Raw genomic sequence first — 19,204 nt, 5'->3', positions numbered from 1 at the left:
GGCGACGATAGTTTGGGGGTTGCCCCACGCCAAAATAGCTCGGTGCCAGGTCTATCATTTACTAAAGCCTCCTTCAATACATTTGAGGGGGGCTTTTGTTTTTCCATCTTTCCTGTTTCCTCACTTTTATCTTGTACTGTTGCGTTAGCGTCGTTGTCGATGAGGATTGTGCCGCTGTTGGGGCGACCGTATTGGTCATAGTTGGTGATTTGGGCTTCGGCTAGTTGTCCTGTGGGGAGGTCGGTGATTTGGAGGGTGAGGTTGAAGGGGTTAGTGGGGTCAAAGAGGGTAGACCAGAGGGTTTTAGCGGTAGAGTTGATGGTATTGGTTGATGTTGAGGATGAGGTATGGAAAGAAAAGTCATAGAGGTTGAAGAGTTGCTGCGCCGATATGCTGCTGGGGAACGAGATTTCCCTTGGATTGAGTTGCATGTCTCTTATGTAGGACAAGACCCCGTTTGGGCTATGGGGGCTGGTAGTCTTTTGAACGGAGCTAATTTGAGTGGGATTAATTTGAGTAATGCTGACCTCAGATACGCTGGCGAGATGAATGGTATCAACTTGAGTGATGCCAATTTGAGTGGTGCTTACCTGAGCGAGCAGTTCATGAGAGATGCTAATTTGAGTAGGGCTAATCTCAGTAATGCCCATGTAAACAGGGTTTCTTTGGATAGAGCCAACCTGAGCGGTGCTAATCTGAGTGGTGCCAATTTGTCCTTCTCCCAACTTGGTGGTGCCAACCTGAGTGGTGTTAACCTGAGCGGAGCTTACCTTTACTTCTGCGGGTTGAGTGGGGATTTGAGAACTGTTGATTTGAGTGGTGCCGATTTGAGTTGCACCGATTTGATGAGTATTGACTTGACTGGAGCTAACTTGAGCAACGCTATTTTGGAGCGTACTTATATCAAAGATGCTAACTTGACTGGGGTTAATTTGGAAGGTGCCAAGCTGGAGGGAGTTACTTTCATTAATACCATCATGCCAGATGGTACTATTCGGAATGAAACCCCAAGAAGATAGCGTAGTGTGATCGCTGATCTTGTAGGTTGGGTTGAGGAACGTTCACGTAGTGTGCCGAAGGCATAACCCAACATTAACGATATCTAATCTAAAAGAATTAATAACTATAAATGAACTGTACAAATATTTCTACATCATATATATTCACTTTAAAACAATACCTTGTCCAGATCGAAAAAAGTCTTAATTTATAGGTTGGTTTGTTCGCGTTAGCGTTGCGGAGCAATAAAATAAAACCCAACGCATTTGTTGGGTTGCGCTGTCGCTTAACCCAACCTACGAAAAATGGACAAGATGTTGCTTTAAACCAACACAATATTTTGATATTGTTCACTCACTTCCTACATCATCTGGAAATTCTAACTTCATACCAACACCCCAATCAATTGTATATATACCCTGGGTGACATAACGATGAAAACTCGAATATTGCCAATCCTTGGGTGCCATTACATATCCATGCCGCACTGGATTGGAACACTCTTAATGTCAGATAACGCCAGAGAAATTTACCATTAGCCATACCAGAGCCAAAGACAATGATAAAAAAATTGATAACGCAGGCAGGATAATGGTAATTACTCTTTCAGATGGAAAGTATTATACTCTTTAGCCGATTTTCAAAGAGTCAAGATTTGCAAAACTCTAGATTAGGATTGGACTTCTTGTTGCGGATGAGTAGGACATTCAAACTTGTACCCTACACCACGCACAGTCTGAATTAATGCAGGCTGACTAGCATCAATTTCAATTTTCTTGCGAATTTGACCGATATGGACATCCACAACTCGCTGATCACCCACATATTCATAGTCCCAGACCTCTTGGATAAGTTCTGCTCGCCGCCAAACTCGACCTGGATGACTGGCTAAAAAATGTAACAAGTCAAATTCTAAAGCAGTTAAAGGTACTGTTTCGTCGTTAAGTGTCACTTCCCTCCGTACAGGATCAATCATCAGCTTTTCAAAAATGAGGCGTTTTTGTTCTGCGGTAGTTACAATTCGCTGCCGCCTCAAAATAGCTGCTACTCTTACTTCTAGCTCTCCCAGACCAAATGGCTTGGTGAGATAGTCATCGGCACCTTTAGCGAAACCGCGAATTTTGTCAGCTTCATCTGTCCGGCTAGTTAGCATGAGTACAAAAACACCGTTACGACTTTGCATCTCTTGACAGAGATTAAAGCCGATGACATCTGGTAGATTTACATCTAGAATTACCAAGTCTGGGTTAAATTGCTCAAATAGAGCCAGGGCTGCCTTACCATCTTCGGCAGCTTCCACTTGATAGTTCTGTTTAATCAAAAAGCGTTGGATTAAATTCCGAACCGCAGGGTCGTCATCAACTACAAGAATCTTGGCAGGAGCCATGATCATCACTTTACACAAAAATTCATAGGATTAACAAGGGGAATTGTGTAAAAACACAGTTTACACATTGGCCGTAATTAGGAATCTACAGGGTCTAGGTACGAGTATCCTGATTATTCACAGCAAACTGTAGTCATAATTATGAACGATGTAGGCACCAATCTTCCGGTAATCAGGTCTGCAATTCAGTATATACACTAAATGGTTGTTTCGATCCTATTTGTAGCGTTTTGTCTCAATAGAACACAGTGTTATCAGTAGGTTAGGAATTTGAAACATCCTCTCAAATTAAGATTTAGGTGTGTAACTCAGACTTCTGTAGCTTGCTAATAGTAAGGTGGATACTCATGCTGGGGATATTTTTCTTGTAATACTATAGATTAAGTAAAGCCATAACTACTTCAGCAATCTGATGATATACACAGTGTTATAACAATATGTTAAAATTAGCTATAGTTAAAATTTCTGGTTCAAACAAACTAACCCGTGCTAACATCCTCTTAAAGGATGGAAATAAGTTGGGACAAATATTTGGAACAACATAGACCCAAGTTAGTGTTCTAGTAAACGAAAAACTGCTGCTTACCAAGGCTGAAGTGAAAAATTGCCATGAGCGATCAAAATCCCTACGAAAAACTTGGGGTGTCAGAAGATGCTAGTTTTGATGAAATTCAGGACGCTCGTAATCGCCTGTTGGAGCAACATGGTGGTGATGGCAAGGGTCTAGAACTAATTGAATCAGCTTATGATGCGATTTTAATGGAGCGCCTACGGATGCGTCAAGAAGGTAAAATTAAAGTACCTGAGCGTATCCGCTTTCCAGAAATGCGATCGCAATCTCCTCAAAAAGAAAGTCCTACCCCTCTTAAACAGTCACCAGCATGGCTGCAAAGAATGTTGGATCAACCAAGTTTACCTGATGTACTATTACCAGGAGCTTGGTATCTGAGTTTAAGTGCTATTAGTTTGTTTTACCCTGCTGCTAGAGATCAGGTTTTACAGCTGGCATTAGTAGTTGGAGTAGGAGTTAGTATTTATTTTCTCAATCGTAAGGAAAACAAATTTGGTAGAGCCGTATTATTCACATTAGGAAGTCTAATTATTGGTTTAATATCAGGGGGACTCTTATCCACCTGGATATTACAAGAAATGCCATTTATAAACGTGACATCAAATCAGTTTTCTACTGTTTTGACATTTATATTGATGTGGTTAATTAGCAGCTTTCTGCGTTAGTGATTTAAAATTTGAGACTTGATACCTAGTCCGCTGAAATCACATTTTCCAGTAAAAATTCTTGCTACTGTGTGTGAGCAACTTTTAAATAAAATAGACTCCGTAAAACTTGTTAGTAATGCGATATTAATCAATATTGTACTGTTGAAATTATTCAATAAACCTCATCCGAGTTGAGAAATGGAGTTTTTCACAAAGGAACACTTTGACCCTCCGACTCACTCAGAGCATCGCAAGGAACATTTTAGGATTTGTGACTACAACCCCATTAAGCAAAAACTATGGGTTTCAAAGTAGACGTAGTTTAGATTTATTTTTATCAGAAAAACAGGCTTATGATGAATAATAAAATTTAGTAAATAAAGATGTATATTTCATCAATTGGCTTTTGAAATAATTATGACAATCTCGCTAAATTGTCTTTCCTCCATTGAGCATCCAATTTCCTATTTGTCCTTACCTCTAAAACCCTTATTCCTCTTTCTGGCAATATTTGTAACCTTTCCTGCAATTGTTTCCAGGAACTAATAAACTCATGTTGTACACCATAAGTAGCGCACAACAGAGAAAAATCAATATCCTGTGGTGTAGCAAAAAATTCCTCAAAAAGTGGGTCAAATTTAGCAATTGGTAACAGTTCAAAAATTCCTCCCCCATTATTATTAATTAAAATAATTGTCAGGTGTCCAAGAAATTTTTTACTAATTAAAAACCCATTCGTATCATGTAGTAGGGCTAAGTCTCCTATCAACATTACGCTACTTTGTTGAATATGTGCTACTCCTAAAGCAGCAGAAAGAGTACCATCAATCCCATTTGCACCCCTGTTAAAATAAGGACTTATTCCTAAATTATTAGGTTTCCAAAAAAATTCTACATCTCTTACTGGCATACTATTAGAAATAAATAAAGGTGTGCCTGGTGGAAGATATTGAGAAATTAACCAAGCTATTTTACTTTCAATTAATTCATCTATATTTTTAAAAGTTTGGTCAATATTTTTTCTGACTTTGATCTCAGCTTGACACCATTCTTGTAAATATTTATTTTCCCCACGATTTCCCATTTCCTCATCTTTTAATTTTTCAATATCTTCTATAGATATCCTTAAATGTGTCGTTTTTCCATGTAAAGGATCTAAATTTTGAGAACAACTATCAATTACCCAATGTTGAGGTTTAGTAGAAATCAACCAATTACGTAATTCTTTACTAGTCGGCATTTCTCCTATTTGAATTACAATCTTTGGTATTAAGACTTCGGCAAGTTGCTGATTACGCAAAATGATGTCGTAGGTAGAAATTAAATAAGGATTGAAGTCTGCATAATTTCTAACTGGGGAGAGTCCCTCCGCTAGAACGGGCCAGTTGAGTGCTTGGGAAAGGCGTGCGATCGCTCTACAATATTCTTGAGGTCTCTCAGGTTGGGCTACACCAGCAATAATAATACCCCTTTCACATTGTTTCCATTCTTCAAGAATAGTGAAAGGAGAGCGGGTAATAGGAAATGGAACAACTATCCCATTAAAAAAGTCATCCAAATCTAAGGTAAAGTTCGTACTATCGGCAATAGGTGCAAGGGGGTCGCGAAAAGATATATTTAAATGTACCGCTCCTCCAGTAGGAAGTTGGCAACGCTCCCAAGCATGAATTACCGTTTGCCTGAGATAACTTAACATTCCCCTATCTGCGGCAGGTAAAGCTAACTCTGTTTGCCAATTGGGATAATTACCATACAACTTCACTTGGTCGATAGTTTGCCCAGAATGACACTCTCTTAATTCTGGCGGCCTATCAGCAGTTAATATTAGCAAAGGAACACGACTTTCTTTAGCTTCAATTACCGCAGGATAAAAATTTGCTCCTGCCGTACCAGAAGTACAAACTAGTACAACAGGTTTTCTGGTTGCCTTTGCTTGTCCCAGCGCAAAAAAAGCCGCAGAACGCTCATCTAAAATCGGAATAGCTTCAATATCCGGTGCTTGTTTGGCAAAAGCCACAGTTAACGGTGTCGAACGAGAACCCGGACAAATAACAGCACATCTTAAACCCAAGTGTTTGAGGGTTTCCGTTAATACATAAGACCAAAGTTGATTAAGATTATCAAAATTAAGCTGCATTAAATTAATATCAACCGATACAACAATTTTTAAATTTCAGATTTTCTGTAGGTATTTAATTTAAAATTTAAAGTGCTAAATTCATGCTCAAACCTCAAATTTTTATGGACTGCATTCACTTAACAGGGATTCGCTGCTACGGCTATACTGGGTTTTTAGCAGAAGAACAGGCATTAGGACAATGGTTTGAGGTCGATGTAAAATTGTGGTTAGATATTACCAAAGCTGCCCAAACTGATGCCATAGAAGATACGATAGATTATCGTCACACTATCAGCTTAATTCAAAATTTGGTCAAGACATCTAAATTTGCACTTTTAGAAAAGTTAGCTGGAGCTATAGCTGATAGTATTTTAGAGGATAGCAATCGCCCAGAGAGCGTTCTTATTACCCAAGTACAGGTTATTCTTACTAAAATCGCCGCACCCATTCCCGACTTTAACGGTAAGATTAGCATTGAAATAACCAGAACTATACCCCGTCTAAGTAGAAACTTATAGTTTTGGCAAAATTAGAAATTTGTGTTGAGCTACAAGAACAGCGCACTGACAAAAGCCCCCCAGACATCCAAAAAACAGCGTCTGCGTTATCGCCCTGAAATATTATCTATGGAATACCGCAGAGCTAAGGTAGAAGGAGGGACTTTCTTTTTTACTCAAGTCAGCTACAATCGTCCTCAATTTTTGTGTGAGCAAGAAAATATTTTCCTGTTACGAAAAATGTTTAGAGAAGTTATCCAGCTGCATTCATTTACTGTAGATGCAATTGTTATTTTACCAAACCATTTACATTGTATTTGGACATTGCCACCAGGAGATGATGATTTTTCGCGGCGGTGGCGGTTAATTAAGAGCAATTTTACTCGTCTTTGTCATCCACAATATAAGGGGAAAATCTCTGCATCACGTCAACTCAAGAAAGAGCAAGCTGTTTAGCAACGCCGTTTTTGGAAACACCAAATTCGTGATGAGTTTGATTTTCAGCAACACGTTGATTACATTCATTATAACCCACATTCCGCACCCCTAACTGTCACAATCGGTTATTACGGAAATTTATTCATAAAAAAGGAGTAAAAAACTACCTTTGGCTCAAAAAAAATAGATTTTGGATAGGAAAATTTATTAGCTATATTCTCAATAAGGAGCAATAGATATAAGAGTGGTTTGGTAGAGACTTTTAATAATATAATTTTATATTGATAATCTCAATACATCATTGTAACTTATGCTTATCTAAAAATAAAGTTAAAAACGCCATGAAAATTTCAGAACATTAATTTGATTAATGAGCAAAATAATCCAATTAAAATATTGATAATATTGATGAATCAACTTATATATCTGTAGTAATTACGGCAAGCTTCTGGGAGGAATAGGAGAATGTACTTCATTTCTGATGTCAAATTATAAAATTCTCTTTTTCCTTGAAAAGTAACAAGATGAACTGATTGAAAACATTGAAATATCCACCGCATTGTTGGATTGTTGATGGCTTTGCCCAATTGATTTTTTACAGTATAGTTTAAGGATTTTAAAGCGGCTCTAATTTCTCTTTGTGCTAGAGTATAAACTAGCAAACATAACCCCATTATCATTGCCAATGCTTCTATTCTTTCTGGGCTTTTTTCTAGGCTATTTTGACTAAGGTATTGAATATTATTAACGTTTACCAGAAATAGTGGATATGTCTCCTGATTGCTCTATTACTTCCAGTTCTAATTCAGGTTCAGGAAAGGAAAATTCTACCACTGGTTCAGGTATGGAAACTCTGATATCAGCACCATTAATAATAGCTCCTAATAGTCCTAATTCAGCTTCTACCAGTTGATCAATGGCTTCTCCGAGCATATTTTCTTGTGTATAGTTAGGTCGGGCGACTAGCACGATACCGTCACTATAGGGTTGAATTAACAACGGATCATTAGAAATGCTGAGAGGATTAGTGTCTAAAATTACTAAATCATAACGTTCTCGTGCATCTTCTATCAGGCGGCGCATTTCACTGGATTCGATGATAGCAGCAGATTGACGAACAGGACCGACGCTAGGAATAATGTATAAATTTTCTACATCAGGAACTAAGCGAATACAGTCACTCAGGCTGGAATAATAAAGTAAGGGTTCAACAGTGGCATAGGAATCAGGAGCTATTTTGAGGGATGAAGCCTGGGAGGGCGATCGCAAATCTGTTTCAATAATCAATGTTCTTTTACCAGCAAGTGCGGAAGCTATCCCTAAGTTGTAAGCACTCACAGTCTTGCCTTCTTGGCTGCTGACACTAGTAATCAAGATTACCTTAACATCGTTGCCGCCAATCCGGCGCAAATTACTGCGAAACTTTTCATAAAACTCTAAATAGGGAGAATCTGGGGAAAGTATTACTGGCAAAGCTTCTGGAGCCAAATCATCAACTGGCATCAAAGGCAATTCTCCCAATAGTAAAACTTCCCGTTCCTTGAGACTTTCGCGGATATCTTCCTTGGTCTTGAAAGTTCCTTCCAGTGAACCCAACAAAAATATTACACCACTACCAATTACAGCACCCAAGAAACCACCGATAGCTAAGGTTGCAGGTATACTCTTAGGTTTAACAGCGACATTACTCGCTATGGGTTGTCTAGCAATAGTGAAACTACTGACGGTTTCTGCTTCTGCGGCTTGAGCATCCGTCAACTTGGCTTGCATTTGGTCATAGATAGCCTTTTTAAGACCAACGGACTGTTCCAAGCGCGATCGCTCTAATTGCTTATTGGGTATGAGAGAATATTCTCGACGTAATTGTGACTCTTGTTGAATTTGCTGTTTTAGTTGTTGTTCGAGTGTCTCTCGTTGGGTTTGCAAAGCTACCATTTGGTTAGCCAATGCCTGACGTGTGGGATCTAAGCTACTTTGGGTGCGAATACCTGTCACATTACCCCGAAGTGGAGCCGCAAGACCACCACCACCCAACACCTCCCTAGCACGTTGTTGCAGTAATTCTTCAGACGCTTCTTTTTGACGCTTTAACTGAATCATTGTCGGGTGTTCAGGTCGTAAATCTTTACGGAGAACAGCAATTTGTGACTCAGTTTGATAAATTTGCGATCGCAAATTGGCAATAATGGGATCAGCACTCAACGCAGAAGAAACATAAGCCTGACCAACTGTTAACCCCAACTTATCTTCCAAAGAACGCAGTTGAGCCTCAATTCCAGAAATAGTTAGTTGAATTGCTCTTTGTTGATTTTGGCTAGCACTAATTCCACTAAGCAAACTACCATTTTCTGCTGCCAAAATCGCTGTTCTTTCCCGTCGATCATATTCTTCTAATTTATTCTCAGCAGCTTGGAGTTCTTGCTTAAATTCTGGCAAACGCTCATTAATTTTTTGAATAATCGCTTTTAATCGTCCAGTATTAATCTCGCTACTCAACTGAACTATTCCTTTCATCAATTCTTGCAATACATCTTTAGCTCTGTTGGCATCGCTATCTACATATTTCATAATGATTGATGTAGATTCTAATTCTCCTGCTCTATTTCTACTAGGAAATTTAATTACTACATTTTTAGCAATAGTTTTTGGGCTAGTCTTTACTTTTGCTGCCACCGCCTCAATGACTGGATCTGATAGTAAAACCTCTGGTGTTAGTTCTTTCCCCTGTGCTTGAATTTCACTACCAGTTTTTGAAAAAGAAACAGTAGGGGTATTATATGTCAAGGCAGATTCAGCCATATAAGTCACTGGTGGATCTGGTTGTATAGCAACTACTGTTGAACCTATCACCACTAGACCAAAACTAGCTAGTCCAACCCACTTGTATTTTTCAAAAGCAATAAGATAGCGCTTAATAATTGGTGGTGTCATAGCATTTAATTAATCATTAGTTAATACTTATGAGTTATAAACTCTTAGTTATAAGTAAATTTTCAATTTGAACCACCACCGAATAATCCGCTACCAAAGTTCTGAAAAAAGTTCAGAAATGATTGCACATTAAAAAACGGTTGCGTGATGGTATTCAATACATTAGTAATTTTTCCGACCAGATTTCTACCAATAACTATCACATCATTGTCTTGAAGTGCCACATTTTGAGAATTATCACCTGCGAGTACCTTTCTAGCATCAAGTCTTTGAGTAACAGCTTTACCCTGTTCAGGATCAAAGCGAACCAGAGCAATATCCCGAAGATTAGCGGTGTCGAGACGAATACCCCCCAAGGCATCTATAAATGTACTTCCATTAGGCAAAGATTGAGTTGCGATTCCTCCGGCAGCATAGTTTAGAACTCGGACTTTAATCTGAGGAACAGCTAAAGTTGAACGTGCCACCAGTTTGCGATCATAACCGTCATCAGTACCAATTTCACGGCGCGTTACAATGATTGCATCCCCATCTTGTAAGCGTAAATTAGGGGGTGAACCACCATTTTGCAAGGCAGCATACAAGTTAAGATTTTGTGAAATTATAGAACCATCAGTTAGTTGACGACGTATTTGCACTTGTCGGAGGTCTGCGTTCAAAGTTGACCCCCCTGCTAAGGGTAAAATATCAGTAATTCGGGGCATTCCCGAACTAGTAGAATAAATTCCAGGACGAAATACTTCCCCCGTAATAGTAACTTGGACTGGGCGCATCTGTGCCAACGTTACCACCACAGGATCTGTAGTAATACCGATTAAAGCCAAACGAATTTTTTCTTGGGCTTCTTCCACAGATAAACCTAGTATAGAAACTTTACCTACTTGTGGGATGACAATATTGCCATCTTGACTAATTGCCGCTTGGAAACTCAAATCTGGACGTTGCCCAGTCAGTGATAAAAATATAATTGGGTCAATAACATAACGATTTAAGCCAGTGTAAATTTTTGCCTCTGCTTGTTGCAAAGTTAAACCTTGTAAAGAAAGTACTCCCAGTAGTGGGACGACAATATTGCCTTCTGGATTAATTGCTGCTTGAAAACTTAAATCTGGAAATCGCTGCACCGTAACACCAATAGAATCTCCAATTCCTAAGCGGTATAGACCAGGGGGACGCTGAACTATCACACTGATTGTATCTCCTATACCTAAGAGATAACGGTTGAATTGCGGTGAAATTTCATCATTTACACTGGGAGAAATCTCCTCAAAACTTGCTGGAGGCAGGGGAACTTGTGCTGGTGATTGTTCTAAAGAGGGTAAAGTTTGAGACACAACAGGTTTGATAGATGTTGTCAAGCCAATACCCACCTGAAGAGTGATTAAAAACAGGGTGCTGAATGCACGTATATGAGAACTGGACGTTATAAACATCGATACAGTTATGTTGATTAAATAGAATACTTTACAGAGTTACAGACATCAATGCGGCTTGAACTGTTTCACCGAGAGACTGAAGTTTCTTCCAAGATGTTTCCACTTGTCCAAAAGGCTCTATTGGTATCAGAATACTCACCGCCACCCAAGGAACACGCTTTTGCTGCCATTGTGCCATTTGGTCTGCAACAAACCAGTTTAATGGTGATGAAGTTCCACCATTTGGCATTGCGTACCATTGTAAGACAGCAAAAGTTTGTTTTTGTGTTGTTGCCCTAAAGAACCTAGCCTTAACTTTGATAGTGGCATTTGCTTCTGGACGAGATGGCTGTTTAACAGTAAATTCAGCAGCCCGATATTGAGCTATATCCCACTTTCCCCAACTTGACTTGCCCCAGCCACTAACGTCTGTCCACTCTACTTCTGGTTGATCTTTTGGTCCATTTTGCGGTAGCAAAAGCAATATAGCTTCAACTGACGGGTCTTTTTGCTTGAGTACCTGTAAAGACCATTTATGTTCACCAACTTGCGTTTCTGACTGTTCAATAGTTTGCCACCCAGGAATACTTAATCCTACTTTACGGATGTTTCTCAACTCCTTGAGTTGAGTAACTGGTGGTGGTTGCTGCCATTGCCATTTTCCTGTTAGGTATCCGGGAACTGCTCCCACTCCTAACAGCAGTAGCAGTAAAATCAATACTGCTACCTGATTCCATTGCTGTTTTTTGAAGAATTTGGATAAGGAAATCATCGAGTAAAATTTCCAACACTTAGACAGGATTGTACTAGATAAAACGGGCAAATATTTCTTTTATGCTTTTTCTGCTGTTTCATCTAACTCAATTGCTGGTTTTTCTGAGAAATAACTATTCAACCAATTTAGTAAAGGTACTAATAATAACAGCATACAAGCAGAGTAGAGGTCACCACCCCAACCATCATGCAGCCATGAAAAACCGCCTTCGTTCCCAGTACCGTGAAAGAAAGTCAATAAGGTATTACGAATGATATTGGCTGTCACACTAATGACAACAGCAATAGATAAAAACCAGGCTGTTATGCGCCGTGAAGATATGGTTTCTGTCCAATAAAGTAATATTAAGCTGACGTAGAGGGTGGTAAATAACATTTTCAACCCTGCACAATAGGGAGCTACCTCCACAATTCGTCCATTTACGTAGAGGTTGATTCCATCTACTATGACGTTCATGCCAAACTGATTGAGGATAAAGGCTGCTGTACCAGCGATAAAGCTTTGTAGAGGAAAGGTATAGGGGGCTATTATGTAAGGTAATGCTGTCGGGGTAGCTAAAAACACTAACAATAGGGGAAAACCTTGTAATCGTAAGCCTGGTATGCCTTTGAACCATAAGCATAGTCCGGCCAGTATGGTAGGTAAGGACAGGTTAACCCATTCGGATACACCACTGAGATAAAAAATTACGCCTATTATTAATAAGCCGATGCTAACAGGATGGGATGAATCAGGTAAACGTTGCCACTTTTTCCGATTTGTCCAAGCGATATAACCAGCAAATGGTAAACCGATAATACCGTGGCTGAAATATTCATGTTCAATGCTGATACTTTTGTGTAACCAACCATCTAACCAATGTAGCAATATCGGAGCATATAGCAGGAAGAAAATTAGTAAAATGCCTAAGTTTAACAACTGGCCTGTACTGCGGATTTTAATTTGTTGTTGGAGTTCCATAATTTTAATTCACAATTAAATCAGGATTATTTTTAACGTTCTGAAACAAAATTCACAATTGCAAGTTGCTGTTAATAGTAGCTATTGGTGAAAAAGACAATTTAAATTAAGCTCATTTTTTGGCGATGTTCAAGCTTGAAAAAATAGCATTTACGACCTCTTGAATTTGGTTATTGTTTAAACCGGGGTACATAGGCAAGGATAATATTTGTTGGGATAATTTTTCTGATTGGGGAAAGTCTCCTGGTTGATAACCTAATTGGCTAAATGCGGGTTGAAGATGACAGGGAATTGGGTAATGAATACCTGTTTGAATTCCGACTGCTGTCAGTTGGTCTTGTAGTTGCTGACGTTTTAGGGGACAAGAATCATCAATCTTGACGACATAGAGATGATAGATATGTCCTGTGCCACTTTGGTTAACCATAGGGATAACACCAGCAGAGTCTAATGGTTCTAGTTCTATATTATACTGTTTGGCAATGGTAAAGCGATCGCCATTCCATCCAGATAAATAAGGTAATTTTTGGTGTAATATTGCTGCTTGCAGGGTATCTAAGCGGCTATTAGTACCTGGTTCAAGATGCACATATTTTTGCGATGAGCCATAATTTCGCAACCGCCGCATTTTTGCCGCTACGTCTGCATCTCTTGTCACTACCATTCCCCCATCCCCAAAAGCCCCTAAATTCTTGCTGGGATAGAAACTAAAGGCTGCTGCCATACCCACCGAACCTGCCTTATAACCTTCTCTTTCTGCTAGGTGTGCTTGGGCTGCATCTTCAAAAATTAACACTTTATGGGTATCAGCAAAGTCTAATAATTGGCTTGGTGATACCATTTGACCATATAGATGTACGGGAATAATGGCTTTGGTGCGGGGTGTAATAGCTTTAGCAGCAGCTTCTAAATCAATTAAAGCTGTTTGGGGGTCACAATCTACTAAAATTGGTGTAGCACCAGCATTGACTACACCGATCAATGTGGCAATAAAAGTATTAGCTGGCAAAATGACCTCATCACCAACACCGATGTGACAAGCTTGCAGTCCAAGAGCGATCGCATCAGTCCCAGACGCTACACCAATTCCATACTCCGTACCAGATGCCGCTGCAAACGCTTCTTCAAGATCGGATACAGCTTGTCCTAAAATAAAATCCCCCTTTGCCAATACATCCTGAATTGCTTGTTGCAACTGAGTTTGAATCGGCTGATGTTGTAAATTTAGGTCTACAAAAGGAACGTTAATAGTCATTTTATTTCTGTCCTGGTAGTATCAAAAATTCCATAGCAACATACTATCTCACAAAATGTATTACATTTTCAATTTCACACATAGCTTTTGTCTTAGCAATTAATAAAAAAACAGTGAATTTTTGATGAAATTTTAATTTTTAACAAACATTAATAACTGAACATTTAAATCCAAACTCAAAATGAATATTCACAGCTTAATACCTGCTCAATATAAGGTAGGACAGCCAATCCCCTTTTACACTAAATAATTAGGTTTATAGACCTGAATTTTTGCCCAAAATTATGAGGCTATAACAGGCGCGATTTGTATTCCCGCAACAGCAGCAAAAAACTGATTGTAGCGTTTCTCTGTATATGATAAAGATTTAATTCTAAGTTAATACTCATAGAGAAACCCCATTCCTACAGGTTTGACGATGCAAAACTATATCTTACTGATATATTCTCGTTAGTGAAAATTCTCTACTTAAGTAATATTTTTAGCACTAGTATCTACTAATTCTAGAGATTTTCCCACCGACTCATGAAAGTAAGTAAAAATTTTTTGCCCAACTTGTTGATCGGAGGTGAAATTGGGGAATGCTGAGAAATAGGAAATAATAACCACTGTCATCTGAATTATAAAACTGACAGTATCGAGAAAGTATCAAGGTAGTACTAGTAATGATAGAATCTGAAAATAAATTTTTTGCCCCTAATGAGGGTTGGAATTCTTTAGAAATACAAGAACAAAAACGCCTAAAAGTCCTGACAACATTAGGTTTAAGACAATTAGAAACCATCCCGGTATTTGAAGAAGCCACTCAAACGGCTGCCCACTTTTTGGAAGCCGAAATTTCCATTTTGGGATTTATAGATCAAGAAATCCACTGGTTCAAGTCATCGGTGGGTTTGTCAAGATTAGGACTCATGAATGATTTGGCAAAAAACCGTCAATTATTACGTCGAGAGTCCTTCTGCACACAAGTAGTAGAAAGCTTACAAACAGTAGTCATTAATGATACTAAAGACAACATAGATACAGAAATATTTACCAGTAATTTGGTGCAGAAGTATGGCATTCGTTCCTACTTAGGAGCGCCATTAATTGATGCTTCTGGATATTGCTTAGGTGCATTAGCAGTGATGGATCGCAAACCACGTAATTTCACAGAGCGAGACATTGAGTTTTTGCAAATCATCGCTCGTTGGAGTATGAGTGAATTTGAACGCAACCGTTTGTTACAAGGGAAAACACAAAAAAGCACTATTAAAAGCATTTCTAGTTTGCCATTTTCAGAAGAAGAGATAATTGACCTAAAAATTTCCCCACCAATTCTAGAAACAGTCTCTAGTTCTACTCAGCAACTTAAATTAGAACTCTTAGGACAATTAACTCAAGAGTTGCGTACACCTTTAACATCTGTACTGGGTATGGCTGGTGTTCTCGGCCGGGAGATTTATGGGCCGTTGACAACTAAACAGCGAGAATATCTAGAGATTATTCAACACAGTGGCAAGTATTTGCTTTCTTTGGTGAATGAAATTACCGAACTAGGAACAATAAGTGATGCTTCGGATGTGCTGAACTTAGTTTCTGTGGATATTGAAATGCTGTGTCAACAAGCTATATATACACTAACAGAAGTAGCTGTCCGTCGTGATCAAGATATTCGTTTGTCTATAGAGCCAGGACGCAATCGAATTTGGCCTTTAGATAAAGATAAGGTGCGGCAAATTTTGTATCACCTACTATTTAGCGTGATTCAACTTTCTGCTACAGGTAGTATTGTGCGTGTCCATATTTCTGGGAAAGAAGATACACTCTCTATTACAGTTTGGGTTTCTCATCCCTACTTAGGAGATGGAATTACTGAAATTGACCCTTACGTACACACTGATTCTTTGTCCATACTAGAAATAGTCGGTAGAGAGGAAAAGTATCATATTGCTTCAGAAAATCAGGGGAATTTGCCAAAAATATTGAATACACCACAAAATCTGATTGATGAGCAACTAGGAATACTGGTTAATGGTTCAGATCAGGATTTAGACAATGTATCTGGAAATCTATCTCGTGAAAAAATAGGTTTGTTACTTAGCTGTCATCTAGCAGAACTTCATGGGGGACAAATTTCAATTCAAGGTTCACTAGAGTCAGGATACCGCTATGTGATTTCTTTGCCACTGCAAACGGTAAAACCCCGACAATTAATTAATAATGAAACCTAACACAAGCAGTAATTTTTCAATTGCTAATCGTCAGTTGTGATCTTTAGATAACGACCGGTATTATCATAAAAACCAAGTTCTGCATATTAAGTGCTAATTGGTGACAACGTTGTTTATGAATTTAGTCTGGCAAAAATTTACTTTATCCTCTTTACCGCTGAAGGAATATCTCTCTACGAGTTACTTGCATCGATTTACGGTTGGGATTCTACGTCCTTGGCGGCAAACTAGTCTTTTGATGCAGTGGGGAGATACAATAGCGGCGGCTCTCCTCAGTCTGGTCTATGGTTTTGCACCCTTTGTCTCCAGTAGTTTAATGCTGGTATTAATGGTGGGTTGTATAGGATTTTGGCTGTTGCTGACTTTATCTGATGAAACGACTTCTGTAAATGCAGCTGCTGTTACTCCTATTCATCTGTTGGTATTACTGTATTGGGGAATCGCCGCGATCGCTACAGCCTTATCTCCAGTGAAAAAGGCAGCGTTGAGTGACTTGGCAACTTTAACACTCTATTTATTACTCTTTACTGTCTGCGCTAGGGTGCTGAGATTTTCCCGCCTCCGGTCTTGGTTGATCACTGTTTATTTACATATATCTCTGATTGTCAGTGTCTATGGGATTCGACAATGGTTTTTTGGTGCTAAAGCACTAGCAACTTGGGTTGATCCAGAGTCTGCTCTATCTAAGACGACAAGGGTTTATAGTTATTTGGGTAATCCCAATTTACTGGCAGGATACCTGATACCAGCCGTAGTTTTGAGCTTGGTGGCAATGTTTGCTTGGCATGGTTGGCTTAAAAAAGCTTTAGCTGCAACAATGTTTGTTGTCAACACTTCCTGCTTGGTTCTTACTTATAGTCGTGGAGGCTGGATTGCTTTAGTAGTAGGACTTTTGACGGCGATGGCATTGTTAGTTTATTGGTGGAGTGTGGAAATGTCACCATTTTGGCGCACTTGGTCACTACCAATTATTGTGGGAGGTTTGATTGGGGTATTGGTGATGGCTGTGATTTTTGTTGAACCTGTGCGTGTGCGGGTTATGAGTATTTTTGCAGATCGTCAAGATAGTAGTAATAATTTCCGCCGTAATGTTTGGGATGCTGTATTTAAGATGATAGGCGATCGCCCAATTATTGGTATTGGCCCTGGACATCACTCTTTTAATCAGGTTTACCCTCTCTACCAACAACCCCGATTTACGGCTTTGAGTGCCTATTCAATTTTTTTAGAAACGCTTGTAGAAACTGGCTTTCTGGGTTTAGCTAGTTTTCTCTGGTTAGTAATTGTTACTTTTAATATGGCATTTGTAAAACTGCAAAAGTTACGGCAGTCTAGAAGCGTGGAAGGATTTTGGATTATTGGGGCGATCGCTACTTTACTGGGTATGCTCGCTCACGGAATCGTCGATACTGTCTGGTATCGTCCAGCAGTTAATACTGTTTGGTGGTTAATGGTAGCCTTGATTGCCAGCTATTGGCAACCTTTGGCTCAACCAGCAAGTCAATCTAGAGTTGTTCCGTAGAATTATCCAGAAATTAGATATCATTCCTGTATAAGGATTTGATATTCATTTGCAAATAAGTCTAGTTGTCAGCATTATTTCCACTGACAACTGACTATTTTTTTATAGCTAATTGGTATGGGTGACACCGTTATGTGGACTAATTTAGGACTTAGATTAACGAACCACAGAGGCACAGAGGACACAGAGGAATAAGGGTTGGAGAGATTTTTGTGTTGGGTGGTTGAGTATTTTTTTATTTGGAAGTCCCTTAACTATACTTCGCAAGGTTACAATTTGAGCTTTTGCTTAAAGGGACTATATGGATATAACAACGCCAGTTATAACTTACTTGGGTATAATTTATTACTTTCTAATCATGCCCTAGAGCAATCCAGAACAATTTTTATAAAAACCATTTATAAATAGTTTAGCGATCGCGTAAAGTTTAGATACGAGGGTGGTTTACTGGCGGTGGAATTAGGTAATGAAAAAACTCTGGCTGCTATTGAGCATATCATTTGTAGGATTATTAACAATTACCCAAGTATTAGCTCAGAAAAAATTACAACTAAAAATCAACCGCTACTTAGAAGTTCGCAGTACTTCTGGAGATGTCACCTACCAAAATAAACAGATTTCCCAATTGGCTCGCATAGGCGCAAAACTACAAAATGTAGGAGATAGCATCAGCACCGGCCAGCGTTCGAGTAGTATGCTTTCCCTGGATACGGGTATTGGTTTTGTTCAGGTTGCAGAAAATACAAAACTGGAAATTCAAAAACTGCAAACAACTAGTCAGGGTGGACGCATTACCAATTTACAAGTGACAGGTGGACAGGTACGGCTGAAAATACGTGCCTTTACACATCAAGATTCCACCTTGCAAATACAGACTCCAGCAGGAATTACAGGCGTGCGAGGGACAGACTTTGGTGTCAGTGTCCAACCGAGTGGTAAAACAGGTGTAGCGACTCTCACAGGTAGTGTAGCAACAACGGCTCAAGGTCAAAGAGTATATGTAAATAAAGGCTTTCAGACCATAGTGATTCCAGGAGAACCACCTTCAGTACCTACGAGATTGCGAAATGATACAAGATTAGATGTGCAAGTACTGGAAGAAAGAAGAAATCAACAAGTCCGAATTGTTGGTAAAGTTGATCCAGTTAACTTGGTGATGCTAAATCAACCACTGATTACTGATCGGAATGGAAAATTTGACATTATCATCCCCATGCCTGCTAATCGGCGTGTTGCGGTGACAGTAACAACACCTTTAAGTAAAAAACAAGATTATGTATTAGTAGTTCCTTAATCAAACCAAAAAAGAGAGATGCGATCGCCTACAGTCTCGCAGTTTAACCCCACAGATCCATTCAAAATCTGCATTTGTCTAGAGTTTTTCAGTAATTCACGTAATTTTACATTTATCAACTATAATATTTAACTGCTTATTGTTTGTCACAATCAGCTAATCGCACACACCAACCAGCTAT

Annotated in this window: 16 protein-coding genes and 1 pseudogene; 7 read left to right on the top strand and 10 right to left on the bottom strand. The window is 39.1% G+C overall.

What is annotated here, in order from left to right; all coding sequences use genetic code 11:
* Nucleotides 1–431: hypothetical protein (locus tag VB713_RS19805; protein ID WP_323313216.1), on the bottom strand; the 431-nt coding region annotated here is incomplete at its 3' end.
* Here VB713_RS19805 and VB713_RS19800 point away from each other — a divergent pair.
* Complete coding sequence (locus VB713_RS19800; protein ID WP_323313215.1) at nt 426–1,019, top strand: pentapeptide repeat-containing protein; 594 nt, start codon at nt 426–428, stop codon at nt 1,017–1,019. The two genes, VB713_RS19805 and VB713_RS19800, sit on opposite strands and share 6 nt — an antisense overlap.
* 330 nt (nt 1,020–1,349) lie before the next feature.
* On the opposite strand, the pseudogene VB713_RS19795 reads toward VB713_RS19800, so the two are convergent.
* Both VB713_RS19795 and VB713_RS19790 read right to left on the bottom strand, forming a co-directional pair.
* Nucleotides 1,350–1,493, bottom strand: a pseudogene (locus VB713_RS19795) (transposase); the annotation flags it as partial.
* Nucleotides 1,494–1,669: 176 nt separating this feature from the next.
* On the bottom strand, nt 1,670–2,386 hold the full coding sequence (locus tag VB713_RS19790) for a response regulator transcription factor (protein ID WP_323313214.1): 717 nt from the start codon (nt 2,384–2,386) through the stop codon (nt 1,670–1,672).
* A 609-nt stretch (nt 2,387–2,995) separates the two neighbouring features.
* On the opposite strand from VB713_RS19790, the gene VB713_RS19785 reads away from it, so the two are divergent.
* Nucleotides 2,996–3,622: a CPP1-like family protein gene (locus tag VB713_RS19785; RefSeq protein ID WP_323313213.1), complete on the top strand. Its 627-nt coding sequence runs from the start codon at nt 2,996–2,998 to the stop codon at nt 3,620–3,622.
* A 397-nt stretch (nt 3,623–4,019) separates the two neighbouring features.
* Here the strand turns inward: VB713_RS19785 and menD are convergent, their stop codons facing one another.
* On the bottom strand, nt 4,020–5,741 hold the full coding sequence (menD, locus tag VB713_RS19780; protein WP_323313212.1) for a 2-succinyl-5-enolpyruvyl-6-hydroxy-3-cyclohexene-1-carboxylic-acid synthase: 1,722 nt from the start codon (nt 5,739–5,741) through the stop codon (nt 4,020–4,022).
* Nucleotides 5,742–5,845: 104 nt separating this feature from the next.
* On the opposite strand from menD, the gene folB reads away from it, so the two are divergent.
* Both folB and VB713_RS19770 read left to right on the top strand, forming a co-directional pair.
* Complete coding sequence (folB, locus tag VB713_RS19775; protein WP_323313222.1) at nt 5,846–6,241, top strand: dihydroneopterin aldolase; 396 nt, start codon at nt 5,846–5,848, stop codon at nt 6,239–6,241.
* A gap of 21 nt (nt 6,242–6,262) precedes the next feature.
* On the top strand, nt 6,263–6,676 hold the full coding sequence (locus VB713_RS19770) for an REP-associated tyrosine transposase (RefSeq protein WP_323313211.1): 414 nt from the start codon (nt 6,263–6,265) through the stop codon (nt 6,674–6,676).
* A gap of 726 nt (nt 6,677–7,402) precedes the next feature.
* Here VB713_RS19770 and VB713_RS19765 read toward each other — a convergent pair.
* From VB713_RS19765 to VB713_RS19740, 6 genes are all read right to left on the bottom strand, one after another.
* Nucleotides 7,403–9,589: a GumC family protein gene (locus VB713_RS19765; protein WP_323313210.1), complete on the bottom strand. Its 2,187-nt coding sequence runs from the start codon at nt 9,587–9,589 to the stop codon at nt 7,403–7,405.
* Between the two features lie 62 nt (nt 9,590–9,651).
* Nucleotides 9,652–11,022: a polysaccharide biosynthesis/export family protein gene (locus VB713_RS19760; RefSeq protein ID WP_323313209.1), complete on the bottom strand. Its 1,371-nt coding sequence runs from the start codon at nt 11,020–11,022 to the stop codon at nt 9,652–9,654.
* A gap of 31 nt (nt 11,023–11,053) precedes the next feature.
* Nucleotides 11,054–11,776 (bottom strand): cyanoexosortase B system-associated protein, encoded by a 723-nt coding sequence (locus VB713_RS19755; protein WP_323313208.1) that lies wholly within the window; start codon nt 11,774–11,776, stop codon nt 11,054–11,056.
* Between the two features lie 60 nt (nt 11,777–11,836).
* Nucleotides 11,837–12,739, bottom strand: a complete 903-nt coding sequence (gene crtB, locus VB713_RS19750; protein WP_323313207.1) for a cyanoexosortase B — start codon at nt 12,737–12,739, stop codon at nt 11,837–11,839.
* Nucleotides 12,740–12,851: 112 nt separating this feature from the next.
* Nucleotides 12,852–13,994: a DegT/DnrJ/EryC1/StrS family aminotransferase gene (locus VB713_RS19745; protein WP_323313206.1), complete on the bottom strand. Its 1,143-nt coding sequence runs from the start codon at nt 13,992–13,994 to the stop codon at nt 12,852–12,854.
* 468 nt (nt 13,995–14,462) lie between these two features.
* On the bottom strand, nt 14,463–14,609 hold the full coding sequence (locus VB713_RS19740) for a hypothetical protein (protein WP_323313205.1): 147 nt from the start codon (nt 14,607–14,609) through the stop codon (nt 14,463–14,465).
* A gap of 50 nt (nt 14,610–14,659) precedes the next feature.
* On the opposite strand from VB713_RS19740, the gene VB713_RS19735 reads away from it, so the two are divergent.
* From VB713_RS19735 to VB713_RS19725, 3 genes are all read left to right on the top strand, one after another.
* Nucleotides 14,660–16,207: a GAF domain-containing sensor histidine kinase gene (locus tag VB713_RS19735; RefSeq protein WP_323313204.1), complete on the top strand. Its 1,548-nt coding sequence runs from the start codon at nt 14,660–14,662 to the stop codon at nt 16,205–16,207.
* A 115-nt stretch (nt 16,208–16,322) separates the two neighbouring features.
* Nucleotides 16,323–17,729 (top strand): IctB family putative bicarbonate transporter, encoded by a 1,407-nt coding sequence (locus VB713_RS19730; RefSeq protein ID WP_323313203.1) that lies wholly within the window; start codon nt 16,323–16,325, stop codon nt 17,727–17,729.
* Between the two features lie 466 nt (nt 17,730–18,195).
* Nucleotides 18,196–19,023, top strand: a complete 828-nt coding sequence (locus VB713_RS19725; RefSeq protein ID WP_323313202.1) for a FecR family protein — start codon at nt 18,196–18,198, stop codon at nt 19,021–19,023.
* Nucleotides 19,024–19,204: the final 181 nt, after the last annotated feature.

This window comes from Anabaena cylindrica UHCC 0172, from assembly GCF_034931625.1.
Taxonomy (GTDB): domain Bacteria; phylum Cyanobacteriota; class Cyanobacteriia; order Cyanobacteriales; family Nostocaceae; genus Anabaena; species Anabaena cylindrica_A.
Note: the sequence above shows the minus strand (reverse complement) of the source record. Positions and strands in the feature narration are given on the sequence as shown.

Coding starts and splice junctions, on each gene's coding strand:
- VB713_RS19785 (WP_323313213.1), top strand. CDS start 2,996: ATGAGCGATCAAAATCCCTACGAAAAACTTGGGGTGTCAGAAGATGCT.
- folB (WP_323313222.1), top strand. CDS start 5,846: ATGGACTGCATTCACTTAACAGGGATTCGCTGCTACGGCTATACTGGG.
- menD (WP_323313212.1), bottom strand. CDS start 5,741: ATGCAGCTTAATTTTGATAATCTTAATCAACTTTGGTCTTATGTATTA.
- crtB (WP_323313207.1), bottom strand. CDS start 12,739: ATGGAACTCCAACAACAAATTAAAATCCGCAGTACAGGCCAGTTGTTA.
- VB713_RS19760 (WP_323313209.1), bottom strand. CDS start 11,022: ATGTTTATAACGTCCAGTTCTCATATACGTGCATTCAGCACCCTGTTT.
- VB713_RS19755 (WP_323313208.1), bottom strand. CDS start 11,776: ATGATTTCCTTATCCAAATTCTTCAAAAAACAGCAATGGAATCAGGTA.
- VB713_RS19725 (WP_323313202.1), top strand. CDS start 18,196: ATGAAAAAACTCTGGCTGCTATTGAGCATATCATTTGTAGGATTATTA.
- VB713_RS19735 (WP_323313204.1), top strand. CDS start 14,660: ATGATAGAATCTGAAAATAAATTTTTTGCCCCTAATGAGGGTTGGAAT.
- VB713_RS19765 (WP_323313210.1), bottom strand. CDS start 9,589: ATGACACCACCAATTATTAAGCGCTATCTTATTGCTTTTGAAAAATAC.
- VB713_RS19790 (WP_323313214.1), bottom strand. CDS start 2,386: ATGGCTCCTGCCAAGATTCTTGTAGTTGATGACGACCCTGCGGTTCGG.
- VB713_RS19740 (WP_323313205.1), bottom strand. CDS start 14,609: ATGACAGTGGTTATTATTTCCTATTTCTCAGCATTCCCCAATTTCACC.
- VB713_RS19745 (WP_323313206.1), bottom strand. CDS start 13,994: ATGACTATTAACGTTCCTTTTGTAGACCTAAATTTACAACATCAGCCG.
- VB713_RS19730 (WP_323313203.1), top strand. CDS start 16,323: ATGAATTTAGTCTGGCAAAAATTTACTTTATCCTCTTTACCGCTGAAG.